Raw genomic sequence first — 19,898 nt, forward strand, 5'->3', positions numbered from 1 at the left:
GCCAACCCTAGCGTTAAAGGCATCCCAGCGAAACGCCTATCCAAGGACTACTTTTGGCACCCCCACCGCCCTCAGCGGCAAACGTCAGCCAACCTGCCATCGATTCACTCGCCGCAAGCAGCCGAATTCCGCACGCTGCCGACCCTGACACGGTCACCCAGCCGATCGCCGTCGTCAACGAACGGCTGCCTTGGCGGCACACCTTCATTTCCCTCAAAGTACCCAACTTCCGGATCTTCGCCGTAGGCCACTTCGTGGCCGTCATCGCACTCTGGATGCAGAGAATCGCCCAGGACTGGTTGGTACTACAGCTCTCCGGATCCGTCACCGCCGTCGGAATAACGGTGGCATTGCAGTTCACGCCGTCGCTTTTCCTGGGCCCCTGGGGCGGCATGATGGCGGACCGCTTCGCCAAGCGACGCATCCTCATCCTGTGCCAAAGCGTCGCGGCCTCCCTGGCTGCCATCCTTGCCGTGTTGGCGTTGAGCCACCACATCGAGGTGTGGCACGTTTACGTGATCGCTTTTGTCCTGGGCCTCGTGACGGTCCTCGACCAGCCTGCACGGCAGGTCTTCGTCAACGAACTCGTGGGGCCGAAATACCTGCGCAATGCGATTAGCGTCAACTCCACCACATTCCAGTTGGGCGGCCTCATTGGTCCCGCCCTGGCCGGCGTGCTGCTGACCGCGGTCGGAGCGGGCTGGGCCTTCGCGGCGAACGCGGTTGCTTGCTGCTCCACGGTCACCATGCTCTTGATGCTGCGCAAGAATGAACTTTATGTCAGCACGCCCGTGCCAAAACGCAAGGGGATGCTGCAGGAGGGACTGCGATACGCACTCAGCAAGCCCACGATCTACTGGCCGTGGCTCATGGCCGGCTTTGTAGCGGTCTTCGCGATGAGCCTGCCCGTGCTCCTCGCTGCCTTCGCGGACCACATCTACCATGCCGGTGCCGGCGGCTACGGTTTGCTCAACGCCATGGTGGCCCTTGGCGCGCTCGCCGGAGCAATCACGTCGGCCCGCCGCCGCCAGTTGCGCCTGCGCTCGGTGGTGCTGTGCGCCGGGATGTATGGCTTGATGCTGTGCCTGGCCGCGTTGGCGCCATCGATGGTGTGGCTCTCCGCTGCCATGGTCCTCTCCGGATTCTGGTGCCTCATGTTCCTGACCGCCGCCAACCAGCTGGTCCAGGTCAGCGCCAACATGAGCATCCGCGGCCGCGTCATGAGCCTTTACATCATGGTGCTCATTGGTGGCCAAGCCATCGGTGGACCCATGATGGGCTGGCTTGCCGAGCACCTGAACCCGCACGCTGCACTCTTGGTGTCAGGCGGGGTGCCGGCGCTCGCAGCGGCGACGGTCGCCGTCGTGCTGGCCCGGAAGTCTGAGTTGCGGCTCAAAGTGAATGTCCGGGACCGACGCCGGATGGTGCGGATCGTCCCGCAGTCGGCGTAGCGGAGTGTCGCCAAAATGCGGCTGAGCCGGGCACCCACAAGGCGCCCGGCTCAGCCGCATTATGAGGTTACGAGGCGACTACGCCGCGAGGTGCGGGTAGTCGGCTGAGCGCTCTTGGAACTGGAGCACGTCCGGGTTCCGGATGATGCCGTCGCGGATCTCGATGGCACGCGAGATTGTTTCGCTGGCGTCCCAGGCCTCGGGGCCCGAAATGACAGTCTCGAGGAACGGCAGGAGCGCCTCGCTGATTTCCCAGCTGGACGAGTTCCACAGGTAGGACGGGCTGTGGTCCACGGCGTAGTAGTTGATGTGGTCGCCCACCGTGAACATGGGCTCGGCGAACGTCGTGGTCCGCGCCCAACTGAAGCCCATGCCTTCGTCGCAGGAGACGTCAACAATCAAGCTGCCCGGCTGGAACGCATCCAGGTCCTCGGTCCGCAGGTACGTCAGCGGCGAGTTCGGATCCTGCAGCGTGCAGTTGACCACTATGTCGGCGGCGGCAAGGAACGGAGCCAGCGGCTTGCGTCCGCGATCGGTAATGACCTCGCTCAGGAAAGGGGCGTTCTGGTCGTGGTCGAACTGCACTATGCGCACCGAGTGGATGGGCGAACCGACCGCCGCAACTCCGCGGTTGGTCAGCACCTGGACATCGTGGATGCCGTGCGCGTTCAGGGCGGTGACCGCGCCACGCGCCGTAGCTCCGAAACCAATCACGACGGCGCTCAGCCGCCTCCCGTAGTCACCCGTCGAGCCCGTCAGGGCAAGGGCATGGATGACGGAGCAGTAGCCTGCAAGTTCGTTGTTCTTATGGAACACGTGAAGCCCGAAGCCGCCGTCGCTGGCCCAGTGGTTCATCGCCTCGAAGGCGATCAAGGTCAGCTTCTTGTCGATGGCGAGTTGGGTGATGGCCCTGTCCTGGACGCAGTGCGGCCAACCCCAGAGGACTTGCCCGTCGCGGAGGTCGGCCAGGTCTTCCGGCTGCGGTTTGGGCAGGAGGATGACATCCGAATTCGAGATCAGTTCTTCACGGCTTGCCATGCCACCGACCAGCGGCTCAAGTTGGCTGTCCGAAAAGCCGAAGCGCTCGCCGTAGCCGCGCTCCAGCCGGATGTGTTGCCGGAGTTCCGGAGCAATGCGCTCCAGATGCAGGGGATGGACGGGCAGCCGGCGCTCGTCCGGCTTCCGCGATGTCGACAGGATGCCGAGGGTCATGGCGCCTATATGGCCGCTCACTTTTTGTTGCCGGTTGCCGGCTTGGCCACCGTGGTCGCGGAGGACTCTGAAGCCCTCTTATCGGCGCGCTTTTCTTTGATGGATTTGCCGGATTTTTTCGATGCAGCTTGGCGAGGTGATTTGTCAGCCATGATCGCTCCCTAGAGCAGAGCCGAAATGGCTCCTAGCTCCTGACGATACACCCAAGGGCTTGGGCACCTTGTATCAGGGCAGAAATGGAGCGGGCGACGGGAATCGAACCCGCGTATCGAGCTTGGGAAGCTAGCGCTCTACCATTGAGCTACGCCCGCATTGCTCCGCAAACCAGCCGGAGCAGATCCCAGCTTAGCGCAGATGGCGCGCTGATCCGGACACAGACTCACCGGTATCACGGTCTCATCAAATTCCCTGCCGGGCTCGTAAAGATTCGGTTAAGGCTCGACGTGGGTGTGTTGCGCTGCGCCACGCCTGACTATTCTGTAGCAGTTAGCTGCTGTGTCATGGGGAACCCGGCTATGTCCAAGAGCCGTACGCCGAAAGAGGATTCCGTGGCATTTGCAGAGCATGAAGTACTCATTGGTCGCGACGCCATGACCGTTTACCAATTCCTGGTGGACGGGCTCAACAATCCCCTGTGGCGCAGTGGAATCCGCAGCATTTCCCTCCGTTCCGGACATGCCGGCGAAAAAGGCGCCGTTTATCAGCAGACTTTGGCGGGGCCGGGCGGGCGGCCGATCGCGGCTGACTTCCAAATCACTGAAGCCAGGCCGGGCGCCGAAGTGCGCTTCGCCGTCGTTGCCGGTCCTGCGCGGCCCACCGGCGGCTACTACCTCAGCACCGAGGGGCCCAATACCCGCCTGCGGTTCGCCCTGGAGTACCACCCCAAAGGCTTGCAGAAACTCATGAACAGCATGATCCAGAAGACCATGGAAGAGGAAGTAGTCCAGCTGGAGCAGCTCAAGTCGGTCATCGAGGAGCAAACCTCCGAGGCTTAGGGCCCAGTTACTGCGCCAGCTTGAGTCCGCCCAAGCCGGTGACCGGAGTGCTCGGCGTCGTGAGGCGTCCGCCGGTCAGGTCCCAATATTCGATCGTTCCGTTGCTCAGGAGGCCCGCGATTCCAGTCGTGTTGAGGCCCGTGACACCGTTGAGCGAGCGCAATCCGGAGTAGTCCGTCCATCCGGTTCCCACTAGCAGCCTTGCCTCCGACTTCGGCGTGGTGAGCCCGGAGCCGCGGTAGAGGCGCAGGTTCCCGTTTGCTTCCACGGCCAGCAGGTCCTGGAAGCCGTCGGCGTCGTAGTCCACCATGCTGAGCCGGATGGCACTGACGCCCGTGCCCACTTGAGTCCGCCCCACCATGGCGGTGAGCCCCACGTTCCGGTACAGGTAAAGCGCGCCGCTGGAATCAATGGCGAGGATCTGCGGGAGCCGGTTGTTGCCGCACCAGATGCCCACGGCCATGGTCATCGACTGCCAACCCGATAGGCCCAACACCACTGGGGCCTTGAACCCGCCGCTCACCACTCCGGGGTAGAGGAGGAGCCTGCCATCCAGCATCTGGACGAGGACATCGATCACGCCGTCGCGGTCCCAATCAGTGGTCATCACTTCTTTCGCCCCGGCGAAACCGGTCCCGACTGTCCGGGCAGGACCGAACGTGCCGTTGCCAAGTGCAGGGTAGTCCCTCAGGTTTCCCGAAGGGTCGACGGCGACGAGGTCACCTGCGCTGCGGATGGCTGCCGTACTGAGGTCCAGCGTGGGCGGCTCGTGCTTCACGATGGGGTCGCAGACCGTCGGTGGCGGAAGTTGGGGAGGGGCTGTGCCCGCGCCCGGGCTGTTGACTGTGCCGGCGGGCAGCGTCGTGTAGCCGAAGAGATTGACCACGCCCCACATCGTGAAGCTATTGGGGGTGGTTTGGTAGTTGCCGTCCGTGAAAGTGATGCCGACGCCAATCACGTTGAAACGTGGATCACGCAGCAGTGCGTCGTGGGCGGGCGAGCTTTTCCACCATTCGACAAGCTGGGCGGCATCCCGATCCCAGCGGACAGCGATGACTTCACCTGCGCCGTTGTTGGGGTTCAAGGCCCTGGGATCGGTCCAGAAGTTGGGGCGGTGTTCAATCACTTGGCGGCTGGCGATGTTGTTGGACCAGTCCTGCGAAAGAGTGGACACCGTGGGGTTGTACTTCACCGGGTTCAAGCCAAGCGACGTCCTGTAGGCATTGATGGCGTTGAACACGGCCAGAACCTGGGCGGAATTGTCGTCATTGACCAATGCTTGCGCTGAGACGAGCGGGACGGCCGCGGGGGAGGATTTGGTCGGGGCTGGAGCCGGATCCGGCGGCGGGACGTCCCCTGCGGCGCCGGGGAGCGGGTCCGGGCCCGAAGCCGGCGGGATGGAGGGCACCGGGGGCGGGCCGGCCGCCGCCTGGGGTGACGTGCCGTTGCCTGGGGCGACGGGGGGGCTTGCCTGCGCGGGCGAGGCCGCGGCTTGTACCGTTGACGCGGTGCCCGCAGCAGCGGGTGCCGCTTGAGCGGGGGCGGCCGCTGCTGGTGCTGCGGGGGTGGCAGTTGGTGACCCCGGCGCAGGTGCGGCCCATGGAAGGCCGGATCCCGACGGCGGTGCGGACGCCGTCGTCGTACTTTCAGCGCTTGCGGTGGTGCTTGAGGTGGAAGGGGCGGCAGTTCCGGAGGGCAGGGCCGCGACGGTTAGCGGTCCGGAGGCAGGGGCCATCACCGTGAGAAGGCAGGCCACCACTACGGCAACGGGCACCGCAATTCGTCTCAATGTTTCCCCAGATTCGCATCGTGCCACCGTTCCCAAATGCAACAGCGGTAACGGCAGTCTATGTGGTGCACTATAGTCCCATGCGCCACTCCGGCACCACGGGGTACGGGGTGGATACGGTACTTTTGATCCTGTGCTGATCTCTGACCGCGACATACGTGCCGAAATCGACTCCCGACGTATCGTCCTGGAGCCCTACGACCCCGCGATGGTTCAGCCGTCCTCGGTGGATGTGAGGATTGACCGCTTCTTCCGGCTGTTCGACAACCACAAATACGCGCACATCGACCCCTCCGAGGAGCAGCCTGAGCTGACCCGCCTTGTTGAGGTGGAGGGCGACGAACCCTTCATCCTGCACCCGGGCGAGTTCGTGCTCGGTTCAACGTACGAGACCGTGAGCCTGCCGGACGACGTCGCCGCACGCCTTGAAGGAAAGTCTTCGCTGGGGCGCCTCGGCCTCCTGACGCACTCCACGGCCGGCTTCATCGACCCCGGGTTCTCAGGCCATGTGACCTTGGAGCTGTCCAACGTTGCCACGTTGCCCATCAAGCTGTGGCCCGGCATGAAGATCGGCCAGTTGTGCTTCTTCCGGCTCTCCTCGGCGGCTGAGCATCCCTATGGTTCCGGCGGATACGGCAACCGTTACCAAGGCCAGCGCGGCCCCACCGCGAGCCGCAGCCACTTGAACTTCCACCGGACGACGGTCTAGCCCCTGCCTGCTTGGGTTTTCCAAGACGCTCGCTCAGATATGTGGGCAATAGCCGCGACGCTCGCTCATCATGTGAGCGAGCGTCCAAAGGAAACGCCCCAAAAGTGAGCGAGCGTCGGGGAACGGCCGATGCTCACGCCTCGAAGGACGCAATAGGCTCGGATGCCTTCGGTTTGCGTGAGGACTTGCGGAAGGCCTTGACCGTGGGCTCCACGAAGCGGGCTGCGAGCGGTCCGATGATGGCCATGAGCAGCACATACGCGGTAGCGAGGGCGGCAAGCTCGCGCGGCACGACTCCCGAGGCCACGGCCAGGCCTGCGATGACAATGGAGAATTCACCGCGGGCAATCAGGGCGGCTCCTGCGCGGAAACGGCCGGGAACGGCGATCCCTGCCCGCTTTGCCGCCCAGAATCCGGTCAGTACCTTGGTCACGGCTGTCGCGAGTGCCAGGAGCAGCGCCCAGCCCAGGACCGGCGGGATGCTGGACGGGTCCGTGTTGAGGCCGAAGGCTACGAAGAAGATGGCCGCGAAGAGATCCCGGAGCGGTTCAAGGATCCGCGTCGCGTTGTGGGCCGTTGCCCCCGAAATGGCAATGCCCAGCATGAACGCCCCCACGGCCGCGGAGACCTGGAGGGCGGACGCGATGCCGGCCACCAAGAGCGCGGCTCCGAGGAGATTGAGCAGGAAGACTTCGGAGTTTTCGCTGTGCACGGCCTGGGATACCCGGTGGCCGTGTTTGAGGGCCACCACCAGCACCAAGGTGACCACGGCCAGCGCAATACCCACCGTCTGGAGCCCGCCCAGGAAGCCCACGCCTGCGAGGATCGCAGTCAGGATCGGAAGGTAGATGGCCATGGTGAGGTCTTCGAAAACCAAGATGGCCAGCACCACCGGCGTCTCACGGTTACCGATCCGGCCGAGGTCCGTGATCACTTTCGCGGCGATGCCGGAGGAAGAAATATAGGTGACACCGCCCATGACGATCGCCCCGACAAGCCCCCAACCGAGCCACACGGCGATGCCGGCACCCGGAAGAAAGTTCAACACCAGGTCCAGCACACCGGCTTGCCACGAGCGCCTCAGCCCCGTGACGAGTTCCGCCGCCGTATATTCCAAGCCGAGCATCAACAGGAGCAGGATGACACCGATTTCGCCGGAAAGATGGGCGAACTCGTGCATGCCATCCAGTTTGATCAGTCCACCCGCCCCGAACGCCAGTCCCCCCACCAGATAGAGCGGAATGGGGGACATGCCGATCCTGCCGGCCAAGCGAGCCAAGAGGCCGAGACAGAAAACGACTGCGCCCAGCTCAATGAGGGTCAGGGCCAGGGGGTCCATGAACGTCAGCCGTTGCGCAGAATGGCAGCCGCAGAGTCAAGACCTTCCTGCGTACCGACAGCCACCAGCAGATCACCCGTGTGAAGGACGACGTCGGGAGCCGGTGAGGGAACCACTTCGCCTTCGCGCATGATCGCCACGATCGAGACACCACTGCGGGTGCGGATCTGGGCTTTGCCCATGGGCTGGTTGTTGAAAGGGGAGTCAGCGGTGATGGAGAACTGCCGCGTGACAATGCCGGGGATTTCCTTGTGGGCTTCGGCCAAACGCATGGCGATGTGCTGACCGCCCAGGAGGTTGCCCAGGGCGGCGGCTTCGTCTGCGGTCAACGGGATGGATGCCTGGCAGGTATCGGGATCGTCCCACGTGGAGACGAAAAGCTCGGTCTCACCCTCCCGCATCTCGACAACACCGATCCGGCGTCCCGAGGCCGTGATGAAATCCTTGCGGACCCCGAGGCCTGGAAGTTCTGTCTCATCCACGTTCATACGTCCACCCTAGCCCTCTTGAAGGGGCGGCGGAATGATGCCACTCGGGGCCGTCGCGCAAAGCGGCCCGCGCCTTTCTAGGGGGCCAAAGCCAGGCCGCGCGCGGCGTCGTCGTAGTACTCGCGGTTAGCCAATCCGGACGCTGCCGCCTCGTCGAGAACCACCACGGCGTCGGCATGCCATTGCAGGATCGAACCTGGGCACGACGCCGTCAGCGGGCCCTCGACGGCGGCAGCGACCGCGGCGGCCTTCGCGGCGCCGGTGGCGATGAGCACCAGCCGGCGCGCCTCCAGCACGGTCCCCAATCCTTGGGTGATGCAGTGGGTCGGGACGTCGCCGTCGTGCTCGAAGAAACGGGCGTTGTCCAGCCTCGTGCGGGCCGTGAGCCGCTTCAAACGGGTCCGCGAGGACAGCGAGGATCCGGGCTCATTGAAGCCCACATGGCCGTTGGCGCCGATGCCGAGGATCTGCACGTCGACCCCGCCGGCGGCAGCTATGGCGGCGTCGTAGTCAGCCGCTCCCGCTTCGAGCTCGGCCTGGGTGGCGCCGCTACCGTCGGGGACATTCAGCCCGGCCATGGGAAGCCCGATGACTTCGCAGACCTCGCGGATCAGGACCTCGCGGTAGGACTGGACATGTCCAGCCGGAAGGCCCACATATTCGTCCAAGGCGAATCCCTTGGCGGTCGAGAAATCCACGCGTCCCGCAGCGGCCGCGGCTGCGAGCTCCGCATACAGTCCCAGCGGAGACGAACCGGTGGCCAGCCCCAGTACTGGTCCCGCGCCCGCAGGGAGTCCTGAGAGGACGGCTTGGGCGGCGGCCGAAGCAGCCGATTCCGGAGTGGGCGTGACAATGACTTCCATGGCAACTTTCTGTCGATGGATTGGGCGTGGTGCGGTCAGGCTTTGGCAGTGCCGTTCAGCAGCGCCGTCAGGGCCTGGGACACCGTGAGCGACGCACCATAGGTGACGATGTCCGCCCCGCCGCGCGGCCAGCCGCACTCGACGGCGATCACCGCGTGCCCCTCGGCCCTCAAGCGGGCGAAGACGGTCCACAGCGGGTGTTCGGCATCCAGGCCGCGCCCGACGACGGCGACCCGCGCGCCGTCGGGCACCTCGCCTTCGCGGACCACTGCCGAAGTCGCGGCAGCGGGGCCCCACGGCACGCGGCCGACCGCGAAATTGGACCCGGTTTCGACCTGCACGATCGCCACGGGTTCCTCCCGCGCCAGCCACCTTTCGGCGGCTTCGGACACCTCGAAGGCCTCGGCGATGCGCTCCCCGTCGAGCGCCTTCGGCTCGGCAGGCACCCCGGCATGCTGCGGCTGGCCGGGCAGGCCGAGCTGGCCCCTGATGGCGGCTTCCTGGATTTCCGCGGCACCCGCGGCGGGGAACCGCGAGGACAGTGCTTGCGTGCGGGCAACAGCGTCTGCCAGGCGTTCCATGGGCAGCCGCCCGTCGCCAACGGCATCGGCGATCGCGGTGATCGTCTGTTCGAAGAGGGCCGGTCCGGTTTCCGAACCAAGGCACAGCAGGTCCGCCCCCGCGATCAGCGCGCGGACGGCTGCTTCCGGAATGCCGGTCTGGGCGGACGCGCCGGCCATGTCCAGGGCGTCCGTGATGATGACGCCCTCGAACCCCATGTCACGGCGCAGCAGGTCCTGCAGGATGCGCGGGGAGAACGTGGCGGGGTGGTCCGGGTCCAGGGCTTCGACCAGGATATGGCTCGTCATGACGGTGGCCCCGCGAGCCGCGACGAGCGCGCGGAACGGGACCAGTTCGCGTGCGTCCAGGGTGGCGGCGTCGGCCGTGACCCGGGGGAGCGCCAGATGGGAGTCTGTGGTGGTGTCGCCGTGGCCCGGGAAGTGCTTGGCACAGGACGCAACACCGGCGTCTTCGAGTCCACGGATCCAGGCGGCGGTATGCCGTGCCACCAGGCCCGGTTCGGCCCCGAAGCTACGCACGCCGATCACGGGATTGTCCGGAGCGGAATTGACGTCGGCATCCGGGGCCAGGTTCAAGTTGATGCCCAGGCCTGCGAGCTCGTGGCCGATGGCGCTGGCGCTGGCGGCGGTCAGTTCGACGTCGTCCAGACGCCCGAGCACCGCGTTCCCGGGCTGCGTCGATCCCGTGAGGTAGTGCAGCCTCGTGACATCGCCGCCCTCTTCATCGACGGCGATGAGCGTGTTCGGGGAATGTGCGCGGAGCCCGGCGCAGAGCTCGCGCAACTGGACGGGGGACGCCACGTTGGTGCCGTAGAGGCACACAGCCGCCAACCCGGCGTCGTACGCTTCAAGGATCCAGACGGGGACCGCGATGCCGGTAAATCCGGGCATGAGTGTGCCTGCCGCGAGACGGCGGAGGTGGGCGCGGGCGGCCCCTGTGGCAAGAGAGTGGGTAGCGGGGGACTGAATCGTGTCCATGTCCGGCTCCTTCGAAGGGATGCTTGGTCTGTAGTAAGGGTTGGAAACGGCGGGGCGGCACTCAGGCCACACCAAGCTGGTTCCACAGGACCATCACGGCGGCTCCGCGCAGGACAATGTCCTGTGCGTCTGCCGCGAGACGGACGGACACCGGTGAAAGGTCCTGGTGCAAGAGCCGCTCAAGCAGGGTCTGCTGGACGGCGTTGAGAAGGGGGCCTTCCAAAAGCTCCCGGGGTCCGCTGAGGACCACTTCGCCCAAATCGAGGGCGCCAACCACGGGCGCGAGCGCGATGGCGAGCCGCTCGCCCGCTTCCCGGAGTACGACGGCGGCCGCGGCCTCCGGTTCGGAGCTCGCCGCCGCTTCGGCCAGGGCACGTTCGAGGCTGGGGACTGACATCCAGGTTTCGAGGCAGCCTGTTTTACCGCACTTGCACACGGTCCCGCCGTCGGTGCCGACTGTGACGTGGCCGATTTCGCCAGCCGCGGAGTGGGCGCCCCGGGCACGCCTGCCGCCCACGATGAGTCCTGAACCGACACCGCGGCCGATCTTCACGAGGATTTCGTCGTCGCTGCCGCCGCCGAAAGTGTGGTCCGCATGGACTGCGGCGTCGGCGTCGTTGGAAACGAGGGTCGGAAGGCCGGTCCGCTCCTGGAGGAGATCGCGCAGGGCGACGTCCTTCCATCCGAAGTTGGGGGCCGTGGTGACCTCGCCGCCCGCATTGACGATGCCGGGGGTCCCGACGCCGATCCCGAGCAGCGTGGCGGTGGCCCGGCCGACGGCTTCCGAAGCGAGTTCGAGGACCTCGTTGACGACGTCCGGGCCGGTCTCCTCGGAGATGGACCGCTCGACCCTTTCGAGGATGTTGCCGTCAAGGTCCAGGACGGCGGCGCGCAGCACGGAATTTTCCGCCAAGTCCATGCCGATCACTTGGAGGCCCCGGCGGTTGATGTCTACCAGGATGGCCGGCTTGCCGGGGCGGACTTCATCGGACTGTCCCAGTTCCACGACGTGGCCGCGTTCGAGGAGGTCCGAGATGAGGTCCGATACCGTGACACGGGTCAGGCCCAGGACCCGGGAAAGTTCCGCACGGCTCATCGCCCCTGCAGAGTGGAGCGTTTGGCGCACCAAGGAGAGATTGTGGGCGCGCCCGTCCGAAGGCAGGGTCGCTGCGCTTGCTCGATCGGTGCGCTGGCGGTCACGAAGGGCTTCCATGTGAGTTAGTAAACTCTACTAACAATCGAAGATCAAGGGTTTGTGGCAGATTGTGTGAGCCACATCTGTCAGCTCAGCGGCACTGTGGCGATTTCCGTCTTGTCGGGTGCCTTGACGGGCAGGATCACCAGCAAGCCGGCCAGGAGCACCACCATGATGCCCAGGATCCCCCAGCGTTGGGCCGCGCCAGGGGCAACCAGGGGCGTGGCCAAGGTGATGCACAGGGTGAAAAGGGCCGGCGCCAGGAAGCTGACGGCCCGGCCTGTGGTGGCGTAGAGCCCGAACAGCTCGCCGGATTCGCCGTCGGGCGCCAGCCTCGCGAGGTAGGCGCGGGAGGAAGCTTGCGCCGGTCCCACGAAAAGGCACAGGAACAGTCCGAAAACCCAGAAAGTGGTGCTGCCTGCCCAATGGGTCCCGAAGAATACGTAGTCGCCGTTGCCAAGCACCAGGATGACGGTGCCGGCGACCAGGAGTCCCATGAGGGAAATGACAATGACGGACTTGGGCCCGATCCTGTCGTCCAGGAATCCGCCGATCATGGCGCCAATTGCGGCCACCACATTGCCGAAAATCGCGAAGAAGATGACCTGTTTGAGCTCGAATCCAAAAGTCCCGGCAGCAATGACCCCTCCGAAGGTGAAGACCGCCGCCAGGCCGTCGCGGAAGATGGCGCTCGCGAGCAGGAAGTAGATGGTGTGCGGGCTGGTTCGATAGATGGCCTTGATCCGGCGGACGAGCAAACCATAAGAGGCCAGGAACCCGAGCCGGGATTCCGCTTTCTTGACGGAGAGCTCCGGCACGGCGAAGAGGACCGGTAGCGCGAAGATGAAGAACCAGAGCGCGGAAAAGACAGCCACGAGCCTGATATTCAGGCTGTCCTGGGTGGAGGCCCCGAACCACTCAAAAGACGGCTGGACGAAAAGCTGCAGCACCGCGAGCAGCGCGATAATCCCGCCCAGATAACCCATCCCCCAACCGAAGCCGCTCACTTTGCCGATATTGGCAGGGGTGGAGATCTGGGCCAGCATGGCGTTGTAATTGACACCGGCGAACTCGAAAAACACATTTCCGAGCGCAACCAACGTGACGCCCAGCAGCAGGAACTCGGGCTTGGGGAAAACGAAGAAGCACGAGCCCGTGAGGACAGCCACGAGGGCGGTGTTGACCCCCAGCCACAGTTTCCTGCGGCCACCGGAATCGGAGCGCTGACCGGTGACCGGTGCCAGGAGCGCAATCGCGACGCCGGCAATCGCCAGCGCGGCACCCAACGTCGCCGACGCCGAGTCTTCCCCGCCAAATGCCTTGGACGTCAGGTAGACGGTGAACACGAAGGTGGTCATGACGGCATTGAATGCCGCGGAACCCCAATCCCAGGATGCCCACGCAAGGATTTGGCCCTTGTTCGACAGGGCTGGCCCCGAAGCAAGCTCGGATGACGGGTGCGGGGCCTCAGGCGCAGTTGCCATGTTCATGGTTGATAAACTACCTGCACCGAACCCAACGCTTGACCGCCTGCTCCAACTTTTGACAACTTATTCCTGACTTTGCGGAGATTCCAGTGATCACAGTTCTTGCCGTGACCTTTGCAGCGGCAACTGTGGCGCCCTGGATCTTCCGGAAACTTCAACGGAATGCCTTCTACGTCCTTGCAGCCGTTCCCGCCCTCGCCTTTATCTGGCTGCTCCTGCAGTACGACCGGATCTATCCCGGAAAAGGCGGAGCCGCCACGGGCGGCTTCATCGAAGAGACCCTCCCATGGATTCCGAACCTCAAGCTTGAATTCGCCTTCCGCATGGACGTCCTGGCGTGGGTGATGTCCTTGCTGGTCCTGGGGGTCGGCGCGTTGGTCCTGGTCTATTGCGCCCGGTACTTCAAGAACAAGGATGCCGACCTCGGCGGATTCGGGGCCCAGTTGCTTGCCTTCGCCGGCGCGATGTTCGGCCTGGTGACGGCGGACGACCTCCTGATGATGTTCATCTTCTGGGAACTCACCACCGTCCTGTCCTACCTGCTGATCGGCTATGCGCGGACCCGCCTGTCCGCGCGGCGCTCGGCTTTGCAGGCGCTCATGGTCACCACCGCCGGCGGCCTGGCCATGCTCGTCGGCCTCATCATTCTGGGCCAGGCCTCCGGAACATACCGGATTTCGGCCATCATGACCCAAGCGGCCACCCTCGTCACGGGACCTGCGCAAGGTGCGGTTGCCGCCGCCGTCGTACTCATCCTGGTAGGTGCGATTACCAAATCGGCGCTGGTCCCCTTCCACTTCTGGCTCCCCGGGGCCATGGCCGCGCCCACCCCGGTGAGCGCCTACCTGCACGCAGCGGCCATGGTGAAGGCCGGCATCTACATCGTCGCCCGACTGGCTCCGGGATTCAGCCAAAGCCCCTACTGGTTGCCGCTGGTGCTCGGGCTCGGCCTGGCGACGATGCTGGTAGGCGGCTACCGGGCGCTCCGGCAGACCGACGTCAAACTCATCCTTGCCTATGGAACCGTCAGCCAGCTCGGCTTCCTCACCATGGTGGTGGGTCTCGGCCGGCCCGACGCCGCACTGGCCGGCCTCGCGCTGTTGCTGGCGCACGGACTCTTCAAGGCTTCCTTGTTCCTGGTGGTGGGCATCATCGACCACCAATCCGGCACGCGCGATATCCGCAAGCTCTCGGGCGTGTACAAGTCCTCGAGGGCGCTCGCCATCGTGGCGGGCATCGCCGCGGCGTCCATGGCCGGCATACCTCCGCTGGCGGGTTTTGTGGCCAAGGAATCCGTGTTCGAAGCGTTCGTGCACTACGGCACAGATCACTCCGGTACTGGCCCTGCTTCCCAACCGTGGGGGCTGGTCCTGCTAGTCGGCTTGGTGCTGGGGTCCATCCTCACATTCGCTTACAGTGCCCGCTTCATGTGGGGTGCGTTCGCCACCAAGCCGGGCGTGGAACGGACGCCCTTCAAGGCCATCCAGCCATCGTTCCTGGCGGCCCCGGCCATCTTGAGCTTCCTCACCATCGTGTACGGCCTGTGGCCGGATCCCGTTGACGGCTGGATCCAGCCGTATGCGGCGCTTTTTGTGGAACCCGCTGCCGGAACCAACGCAGTCGGAACAAACGCTGCCGGAACAAACGCAGCCAGCGCCAGCCACCTCGCGCTGTGGCACGGTCTGACGCCCGCCTTGGGACTGACCGCCGTGACGTTCGCGGCCGGCGTCGCGATGTTCTACGGCCGGAACGTCGTGTCGCGGGCGCAGGGCCGTATCCCGGACTGGGTGGACGGCGACCGCGCGTACCAGCGCACCATCGGCGCCTTGGACGACGTCGCCGTGTGGGTCACGGGGCGCACGCAGCGCGGTTCCCTGTACTTCTACCTTGCGGTCATCCTCACGGTGGCTTTCGCTGTCCCCTTGACGGCACTCATCGTGGCCAACAAGCCCCTCCCGGGCGGGCTCTATGTGATCGACCCGAATTCCCCGCTCCAGCTCATCGCCGCGGCAGGAATCGTTGTTGGCGCTCTCGCGGCGGTCCGAGCCAACAAGCGCTTCCTCGCCGTGCTGATGGTGTCGGTCACCGGCTACGGCATCGCACTCATGTTCGCGTTGCAGGGAGCCCCGGACCTCGCATTGACGCAAATGCTGGTGGAGACCATCATCCTGGTGGCCTTCGTGCTGGCGATGCGCAGCCTCCCTCCGGAGCTCCGTGACCGCACCGGCGGCAAGTACCGGGTGGTTCGCGTCATCATTGGCGTGGCGTTCGCGGTCACCATGATCTTCGTGGCGATCTACGCGATGGGCGCCCGCATCGCCGAGCCTGTGTCGCTTTCGTTCCCCCGGCTGGCCTATGAAGGCGGCGGCGGACTCAACGTGGTCAACGTGACGCTGGTGGACATCCGGGCGTGGGACACCTTCGGCGAGATCTCGGTGCTGGCGGTCGCTGCCACCGGCGTCGCGAGCTTGATTTTTGTCCGCAGCAGGGGCGAGCGCCTCAACAAGGCCGCCACCATTCCCGAGGGCACGGTGGGAAGGCGCGCCGCCGCCGGGGGCAGTTCGCGCGACGACGCCTCACTGGCACTCGTCCGCAAGTTCGCGGGCTCCCTGACGGACCCCTGGCTCGTGGCCGGCCGAACCCTTGCACCGGAACGGCGTTCCATCATCTTCGAAGTGGTCACGCGGCTGATTTTCCACTCGATGATCGTTTTCTCCGTGTACCTGTTGTTGGCGGGACACAATCTTCCGGGTGGCGGCTTCGCCGGCGGACTCACGGCCGGGCTTGCCCTGACCATCCGTTACTTGGCCGGCGGACGGTTCGAGTTGCGGGAAGCCGCACCGATCAGCGCCGGCATGCTGCTGGGAACCGGCCTTGCGACGGCGGCCGCAGCGGGCTTCGTACCGTTGCTTCTGGGCGGCCAGGTGTTCCAAAGCGCCATCATCGAGTTCTGGCTACCGTTGTTCGGGGACATCAAGTTCGTGACCTCCACGATCTTCGACATCGGCGTGTACCTCGTGGTCGTAGGCCTGGCCCTGGACGTGCTGCGGAGCCTGGGAGCCGAGATCGACGAACACTTCGAAGAGACCGCCAGCGGAGACGTCCGGGATTCAGGGGATGCCCGATTGGAAGTTCCCACCTCCGCACCAACGGCCGCAACCACGGCGCAGTCGGCAACAACCTCGCTCGGGAAGGGGACCCCATGAGCGTCAACTTGACCTTGTTGATCGTCATGGGAGTGCTCTACGCCTGTGGGATCTATTTGATCCTGGAACGCAGCTTGACCCGCGTTCTCCTGGGGCTCATGCTCCTGGCAAACGCCACCAACCTGCTGATCCTCGCGACGGGTGGCTATGCCGGACTTGCCCCGCTGTTCAACAAATCGACGGATCCGCGCGACTACAACGATCCTTTGCCGCAAGCGTTGATCCTGACGTCGATCGTGATTTCCTTCGCGGTGACGGCATTCATGCTCGGCATCATCTACCGGACCTGGGCATTGGCACGGCAGGACGACATCCAGGACGACGCCGAAGATAGGCGCGTCGCGAAGACACCCAGCTTTGACGCCGAAGACGACTCGGTGGTTCCCGAGGAAACTTCCGAATTCCCGGTTACGGCAGTCACCGAAGCAGCCAAGGAAGGAGGCCCCCTGTGAACATCGCCAGCCTGGCGCCGCTCGCCGTCGTGCTTCCCATCCTCGGTGCCGCACTGACGTTCGCCCTGAACAGGAACCCGCTGGCCCAACGCGCGGTCAGCATCGCTTTGTTGTCCCTCACGTTGCTCCTGGAATGCTGGCTCCTTGCCTCGGTATGGACCACAGGCACCGCATCCGTCACCTTGGGCGGCTGGCAGCCGCCGTTTGGCGTGGTGATGGTGGTGGACCAGTTCTCCTCGCTCATGTTGGTGGTCTCCTCCGTCATCAGCCTCGCGGTGCTGATCTACGCCACCGGCCAGGGCATGGCCGACGGCGACCGTGAGGCACCGGTGTCGATATTCCACCCGACCTACCTGATCCTGGTGGCCGGTGTCTCGAACGCCTTCCTCACCGGTGATCTCTTCAACCTGTACGTCGGCTTCGAGATCCTGCTGACGGCGAGCTACGTGCTCATGACACTGGGCGGTACCGGTCCGCGCATCCGCGCCGGGGTCACCTACGTGGTGGTTTCCGTCGTGTCATCGGTGTTGTTCCTGATCGCCATTGCGATGATCTACGGGGCCACCGGAACCATCACCATGGCGGATCTCGCCATCAAGCTGGCCGAATTGGATCCGGGCACCAGGAACCTGCTCCACGTCATGCTGCTCGTGGCCTTCGGCATCAAGGCCGCCGTGTTCCCGCTGTCCTTCTGGCTGCCTGACTCGTACCCGACCGCACCGGCACCGGTCACTGCCGTGTTCGCCGGTTTGCTCACCAAGGTGGGCGTCTACGCCATGGTCCGCACGGAGACCCTGCTGTTCCCGGGCGATACCTTGAACACCCCGTTGATGGTGGTTGCGCTCCTCACCATGCTCGTGGGCATTCTCGGTGCCATAGCCCAGAGCGACATCAAACGATTACTCTCCTTCACCTTGGTCAGCCACATCGGCTACATGGTGTTCGGGCTTGCCATGTCTTCCGTAGCCGGGCTTGCTGCCGCCGTCTTCTATGTGGCCCACCACATCACTGTCCAAACGAGCCTGTTCCTGGTGACCGGCTTGATCGAGCGCCGCGGTGGGAGCTCGTCGGTGGATAGGCTGGGTGGGCTCGCAAAGCTGTCTCCACTCCTCGCGCTCTTGTTCTTCATTCCGGCCATGAACCTCGCGGGAATCCCGCCCTTCTCCGGGTTCCTGGGGAAGCTCGGACTCCTGCAGGCAGGCATCGCCCTCGGGACACCACTGGCCATTACCTTGGTGGTGGGCGGGGTGGTCACGAGCCTCTTGACCTTGCTGGCCATTGCCCGCGTCTGGAACCGCGCATTCTGGCGGAAGCCCGAGGACGCTGACTACCCGGCCGCCGTCCTCAAGGACACTGCCGCCGTCGGCCTGCTTCCGAGGACCATGGTGGGGCCAACCGCCGCGCTGGTGGTCTTTGGCGTGGCGCTGACAGTCTTCGCAGGTCCGCTGTTCCAATTGGCCGGAAACTCCGCGGAACAGATGCTGGACCGTACGGCGTATATCCATTCCGTGCTCGGCGAGAATGCCAAAGTCCCGGGCATCGCTGCGCCGGGTGCGTCGACCCCACTGCAGGGGGTTGGCAAGTGAGCCGCAAGCGGATTTCGTTCCGCACCGAGTTGCCCCTGCTGGTCTGGCTGGTGGTCGTGTGGGGTGCGCTCTGGCGGGACTTCAGCCCCGGCAACCTGGTATTCGGTGCGCTGATCGCCGTGGTGGTAGCCAGGGTCTTCTACTTGCCTCCAGTGGAGCTCAGCGGACGATTCAACGTGCTGCGCGCCATTCCTTTCGCCGTCGTGTTCCTTGGCAAAGTGGTGGCCGCGAGCTTCCAGGTCATGTACCTCGCGGTCTTCCGCGGGCCCTTGGTAACCAACGCCGTCGTCGCTGTTCCCCTCCGCAGCCATTCCGACCTCATGGTGACCGCAACAGGGCACGTGATTTCGCTGATTCCGGGTTCCTTGGTGGTGGAGGTGGACCGCTCGACGTCCACGCTCTATATCCATGGGCTCAATGTCCGCAACGATGTGGACACCGCCAAGCTGCGCAAGGAAGTCCAGGACACGGAGGCCTCGCTGATCCGGATCATGGGTACCCAGGCGGAAATGGACGCACTCCAGGCCGAAGGCTGGCCTGCAACGAGGGGAGCTCGCTCGTGAAAGACATCGTGCTGATCGTCACGGCGGTGGTCCTTAGCCTCGCCGCCGCCGGCGCGATCTACAGGATCGCCGTCGGGCCGTCCCTGCTGGACCGGGTGCTCGCCTCGGACGTGCTGCTCGCCATACTGGGTGCTGCATTGGCCATCGACATGGCCGTCAACAGGCACCTCAACAACCTCGTGCTGCTCGTCGCGCTGACGCTGATCGGTTTCATCGGATCGGTGACGGTGGCGCGCTTCGTGGCCGACCGGAGAGGACAGGTCAATGACTCCTGACGCCACCGGAGCGGACGCCGTCATCGATGCCGTCACCGCGGTGCTGCTGATTGTCGGTGCGGTGATGTCATTGGGCGCGGCGATCGGCCTGCTGCGCTTCCCGGACCTGATGAGCCGCATGCACGCAGCTACCAAGCCGCAAGTGCTCGGGCTGTTCCTCGTCTTGGCAGCCATCGGGCTGCAGATGCGCGAATGGTGGGTGTGGCCGATCCTGGCCGTCGCTTGGATCTTCCAACTGCTGACGGTGCCGGTGTCCGCACACATGGTGGGCCGCGCAGGCTACCGGACCAAGCACCTGCACCCCGAGTTGCTGAGCATCGACGAACTCGAGGCCGTGGTGCTGCGGGCCGCCGGTCAACGGGCAGCGGAGAAAGCCCAAGCCGACCCGACAACTCCCCACACCGGGAACGGCGGGAGCCCAGGCCCTCAAGGCGCCAACGGCGGGCCGTCAGCCTAGACGATGTCCTGTGTCTTCGAGAAACGCGAGATGGCGCGCTGGGTACTGCGGCTTGCGAAAACCTGGATGACGGCGCTGACAGTCGCCGAAATCAGGGCGAAGGTCAGTGCAGAGCGCAGGCTTGCCTCCATATCATCGTGACCCTTGGGAGGTTTCTTGCCGGTGGACTTTTCCCACAGCGCATTGACGAGCTTGGTGCCGACAAAGCCAGCGCCGATGCTCACGCCGGTGCCGAGCAGTTTGATGAGGAGGTTCATTCCGGGACTCCTTGC

Annotated in this window: 19 protein-coding genes and 1 tRNA gene; 9 read left to right on the forward strand and 11 right to left on the reverse strand. The window is 64.9% G+C overall.

What is annotated here, in order from left to right:
• Positions 1–53: 53 nt before the first annotated feature.
• A complete protein-coding gene (locus AC1DJB_RS18180) occupies positions 54–1,451 on the forward strand; it encodes an MFS transporter (RefSeq protein ID WP_059389832.1) in 1,398 nt (465 codons plus the stop codon).
• Positions 1,452–1,529: 78 nt separating this feature from the next.
• Here AC1DJB_RS18180 and AC1DJB_RS18185 read toward each other — a convergent pair whose 3' ends face one another.
• The 3 genes from AC1DJB_RS18185 to AC1DJB_RS18195 all read right to left on the reverse strand — a co-directional run bounded on the left by AC1DJB_RS18185 (position 1,530) and on the right by AC1DJB_RS18195 (position 2,974).
• Entirely contained in the window at positions 1,530–2,663 is a 1,134-nt protein-coding gene (locus tag AC1DJB_RS18185) for a N(5)-(carboxyethyl)ornithine synthase (protein ID WP_370872243.1), read from the reverse strand.
• 17 nt (positions 2,664–2,680) lie between these two features.
• On the reverse strand, positions 2,681–2,815 hold the full coding sequence (locus AC1DJB_RS18190) for a hypothetical protein (RefSeq protein WP_264637052.1): 135 nt from the start codon (positions 2,813–2,815) through the stop codon (positions 2,681–2,683).
• An 85-nt stretch (positions 2,816–2,900) separates the two neighbouring features.
• Positions 2,901–2,974 (reverse strand) — tRNA-Gly (locus AC1DJB_RS18195).
• A gap of 237 nt (positions 2,975–3,211) precedes the next feature.
• Between AC1DJB_RS18195 and AC1DJB_RS18200 the strand changes: the two genes are divergently transcribed.
• Positions 3,212–3,658, forward strand: a complete 447-nt coding sequence (locus AC1DJB_RS18200) for an SRPBCC family protein (protein WP_284991138.1) — start codon at positions 3,212–3,214, stop codon at positions 3,656–3,658.
• Between the two features lie 7 nt (positions 3,659–3,665).
• On the opposite strand, the gene AC1DJB_RS18205 is transcribed toward AC1DJB_RS18200, so the two are convergent.
• Positions 3,666–5,432: a CAP domain-containing protein gene (locus AC1DJB_RS18205; protein ID WP_441432974.1), complete on the reverse strand. Its 1,767-nt coding sequence runs from the start codon at positions 5,430–5,432 to the stop codon at positions 3,666–3,668.
• A 148-nt stretch (positions 5,433–5,580) separates the two neighbouring features.
• Between AC1DJB_RS18205 and dcd the strand changes: the two genes are divergently transcribed.
• Positions 5,581–6,156 carry a dCTP deaminase gene (gene dcd / locus AC1DJB_RS18210; protein ID WP_059389836.1) on the forward strand — a complete coding sequence of 192 codons (576 nt, stop codon included), beginning with the start codon at positions 5,581–5,583 and terminating at the stop codon, positions 6,154–6,156.
• Positions 6,157–6,289: 133 nt separating this feature from the next.
• On the opposite strand, the gene AC1DJB_RS18215 is transcribed toward dcd, so the two are convergent.
• From AC1DJB_RS18215 to AC1DJB_RS18240, 6 genes are all read right to left on the reverse strand, one after another.
• Positions 6,290–7,495 carry a cation:proton antiporter gene (locus AC1DJB_RS18215; RefSeq protein ID WP_059389837.1) on the reverse strand — a complete coding sequence of 402 codons (1,206 nt, stop codon included), beginning with the start codon at positions 7,493–7,495 and terminating at the stop codon, positions 6,290–6,292.
• Positions 7,496–7,500: 5 nt separating this feature from the next.
• Positions 7,501–7,983, reverse strand: a complete 483-nt coding sequence (locus AC1DJB_RS18220) for a cation:proton antiporter regulatory subunit (protein ID WP_059389838.1) — start codon at positions 7,981–7,983, stop codon at positions 7,501–7,503.
• Positions 7,984–8,060: 77 nt separating this feature from the next.
• Positions 8,061–8,846 (reverse strand): glucosamine-6-phosphate deaminase, encoded by a 786-nt coding sequence (locus tag AC1DJB_RS18225; RefSeq protein WP_441432973.1) that lies wholly within the window; start codon positions 8,844–8,846, stop codon positions 8,061–8,063.
• A 35-nt stretch (positions 8,847–8,881) separates the two neighbouring features.
• The gene (locus AC1DJB_RS18230; RefSeq protein ID WP_441437936.1) at positions 8,882–10,405 is read right to left on the reverse strand and encodes a glycoside hydrolase family 3 protein; all 1,524 of its coding nucleotides are present in this window, start codon (positions 10,403–10,405) and stop codon (positions 8,882–8,884) included.
• A gap of 61 nt (positions 10,406–10,466) precedes the next feature.
• Positions 10,467–11,618 carry an ROK family transcriptional regulator gene (locus tag AC1DJB_RS18235; protein ID WP_441432971.1) on the reverse strand — a complete coding sequence of 384 codons (1,152 nt, stop codon included), beginning with the start codon at positions 11,616–11,618 and terminating at the stop codon, positions 10,467–10,469.
• 68 nt (positions 11,619–11,686) lie between these two features.
• Positions 11,687–13,090: an MFS transporter gene (locus tag AC1DJB_RS18240; protein ID WP_441432970.1), complete on the reverse strand. Its 1,404-nt coding sequence runs from the start codon at positions 13,088–13,090 to the stop codon at positions 11,687–11,689.
• An 86-nt stretch (positions 13,091–13,176) separates the two neighbouring features.
• Here AC1DJB_RS18240 and AC1DJB_RS18245 point away from each other — a divergent pair, with 86 nt between their 5' ends.
• The 6 genes from AC1DJB_RS18245 to mnhG are packed head-to-tail and all read left to right on the forward strand — an operon-like array spanning position 13,177 to position 19,626.
• Positions 13,177–16,293, forward strand: a complete 3,117-nt coding sequence (locus tag AC1DJB_RS18245; RefSeq protein WP_441432969.1) for a Na+/H+ antiporter subunit A — start codon at positions 13,177–13,179, stop codon at positions 16,291–16,293.
• A complete protein-coding gene (locus tag AC1DJB_RS18250; protein WP_059389840.1) occupies positions 16,290–16,745 on the forward strand; it encodes a Na(+)/H(+) antiporter subunit C in 456 nt (151 codons plus the stop codon). Before AC1DJB_RS18245 ends, AC1DJB_RS18250 begins: the two co-directional genes overlap by 4 nt.
• Complete coding sequence (locus tag AC1DJB_RS18255; protein WP_307054880.1) at positions 16,742–18,331, forward strand: Na+/H+ antiporter subunit D; 1,590 nt, start codon at positions 16,742–16,744, stop codon at positions 18,329–18,331. Before AC1DJB_RS18250 ends, AC1DJB_RS18255 begins: the two co-directional genes overlap by 4 nt.
• Positions 18,328–18,894, forward strand: coding sequence for a Na+/H+ antiporter subunit E (locus AC1DJB_RS18260; RefSeq protein WP_059389842.1), 567 nt, complete (start codon positions 18,328–18,330; stop codon positions 18,892–18,894). Before AC1DJB_RS18255 ends, AC1DJB_RS18260 begins: the two co-directional genes overlap by 4 nt.
• On the forward strand, positions 18,891–19,169 hold the full coding sequence (locus tag AC1DJB_RS18265; protein WP_441437934.1) for an MrpF/PhaF family protein: 279 nt from the start codon (positions 18,891–18,893) through the stop codon (positions 19,167–19,169). The genes AC1DJB_RS18260 and AC1DJB_RS18265 overlap by 4 nt, the downstream gene beginning before the upstream one ends.
• A complete protein-coding gene (gene mnhG / locus AC1DJB_RS18270; RefSeq protein WP_441432967.1) occupies positions 19,159–19,626 on the forward strand; it encodes a monovalent cation/H(+) antiporter subunit G in 468 nt (155 codons plus the stop codon). Before AC1DJB_RS18265 ends, mnhG begins: the two co-directional genes overlap by 11 nt.
• On the opposite strand, the gene AC1DJB_RS18275 is transcribed toward mnhG, so the two are convergent.
• Positions 19,623–19,883, reverse strand: a complete 261-nt coding sequence (locus tag AC1DJB_RS18275) for a DUF4235 domain-containing protein (protein WP_059389844.1) — start codon at positions 19,881–19,883, stop codon at positions 19,623–19,625. The genes mnhG and AC1DJB_RS18275 overlap by 4 nt on opposite strands.
• Between the last annotated feature and the right edge of the window lie 15 nt (positions 19,884–19,898).

It is taken from the genome of Arthrobacter sp. 01T428, from assembly GCF_056398685.1.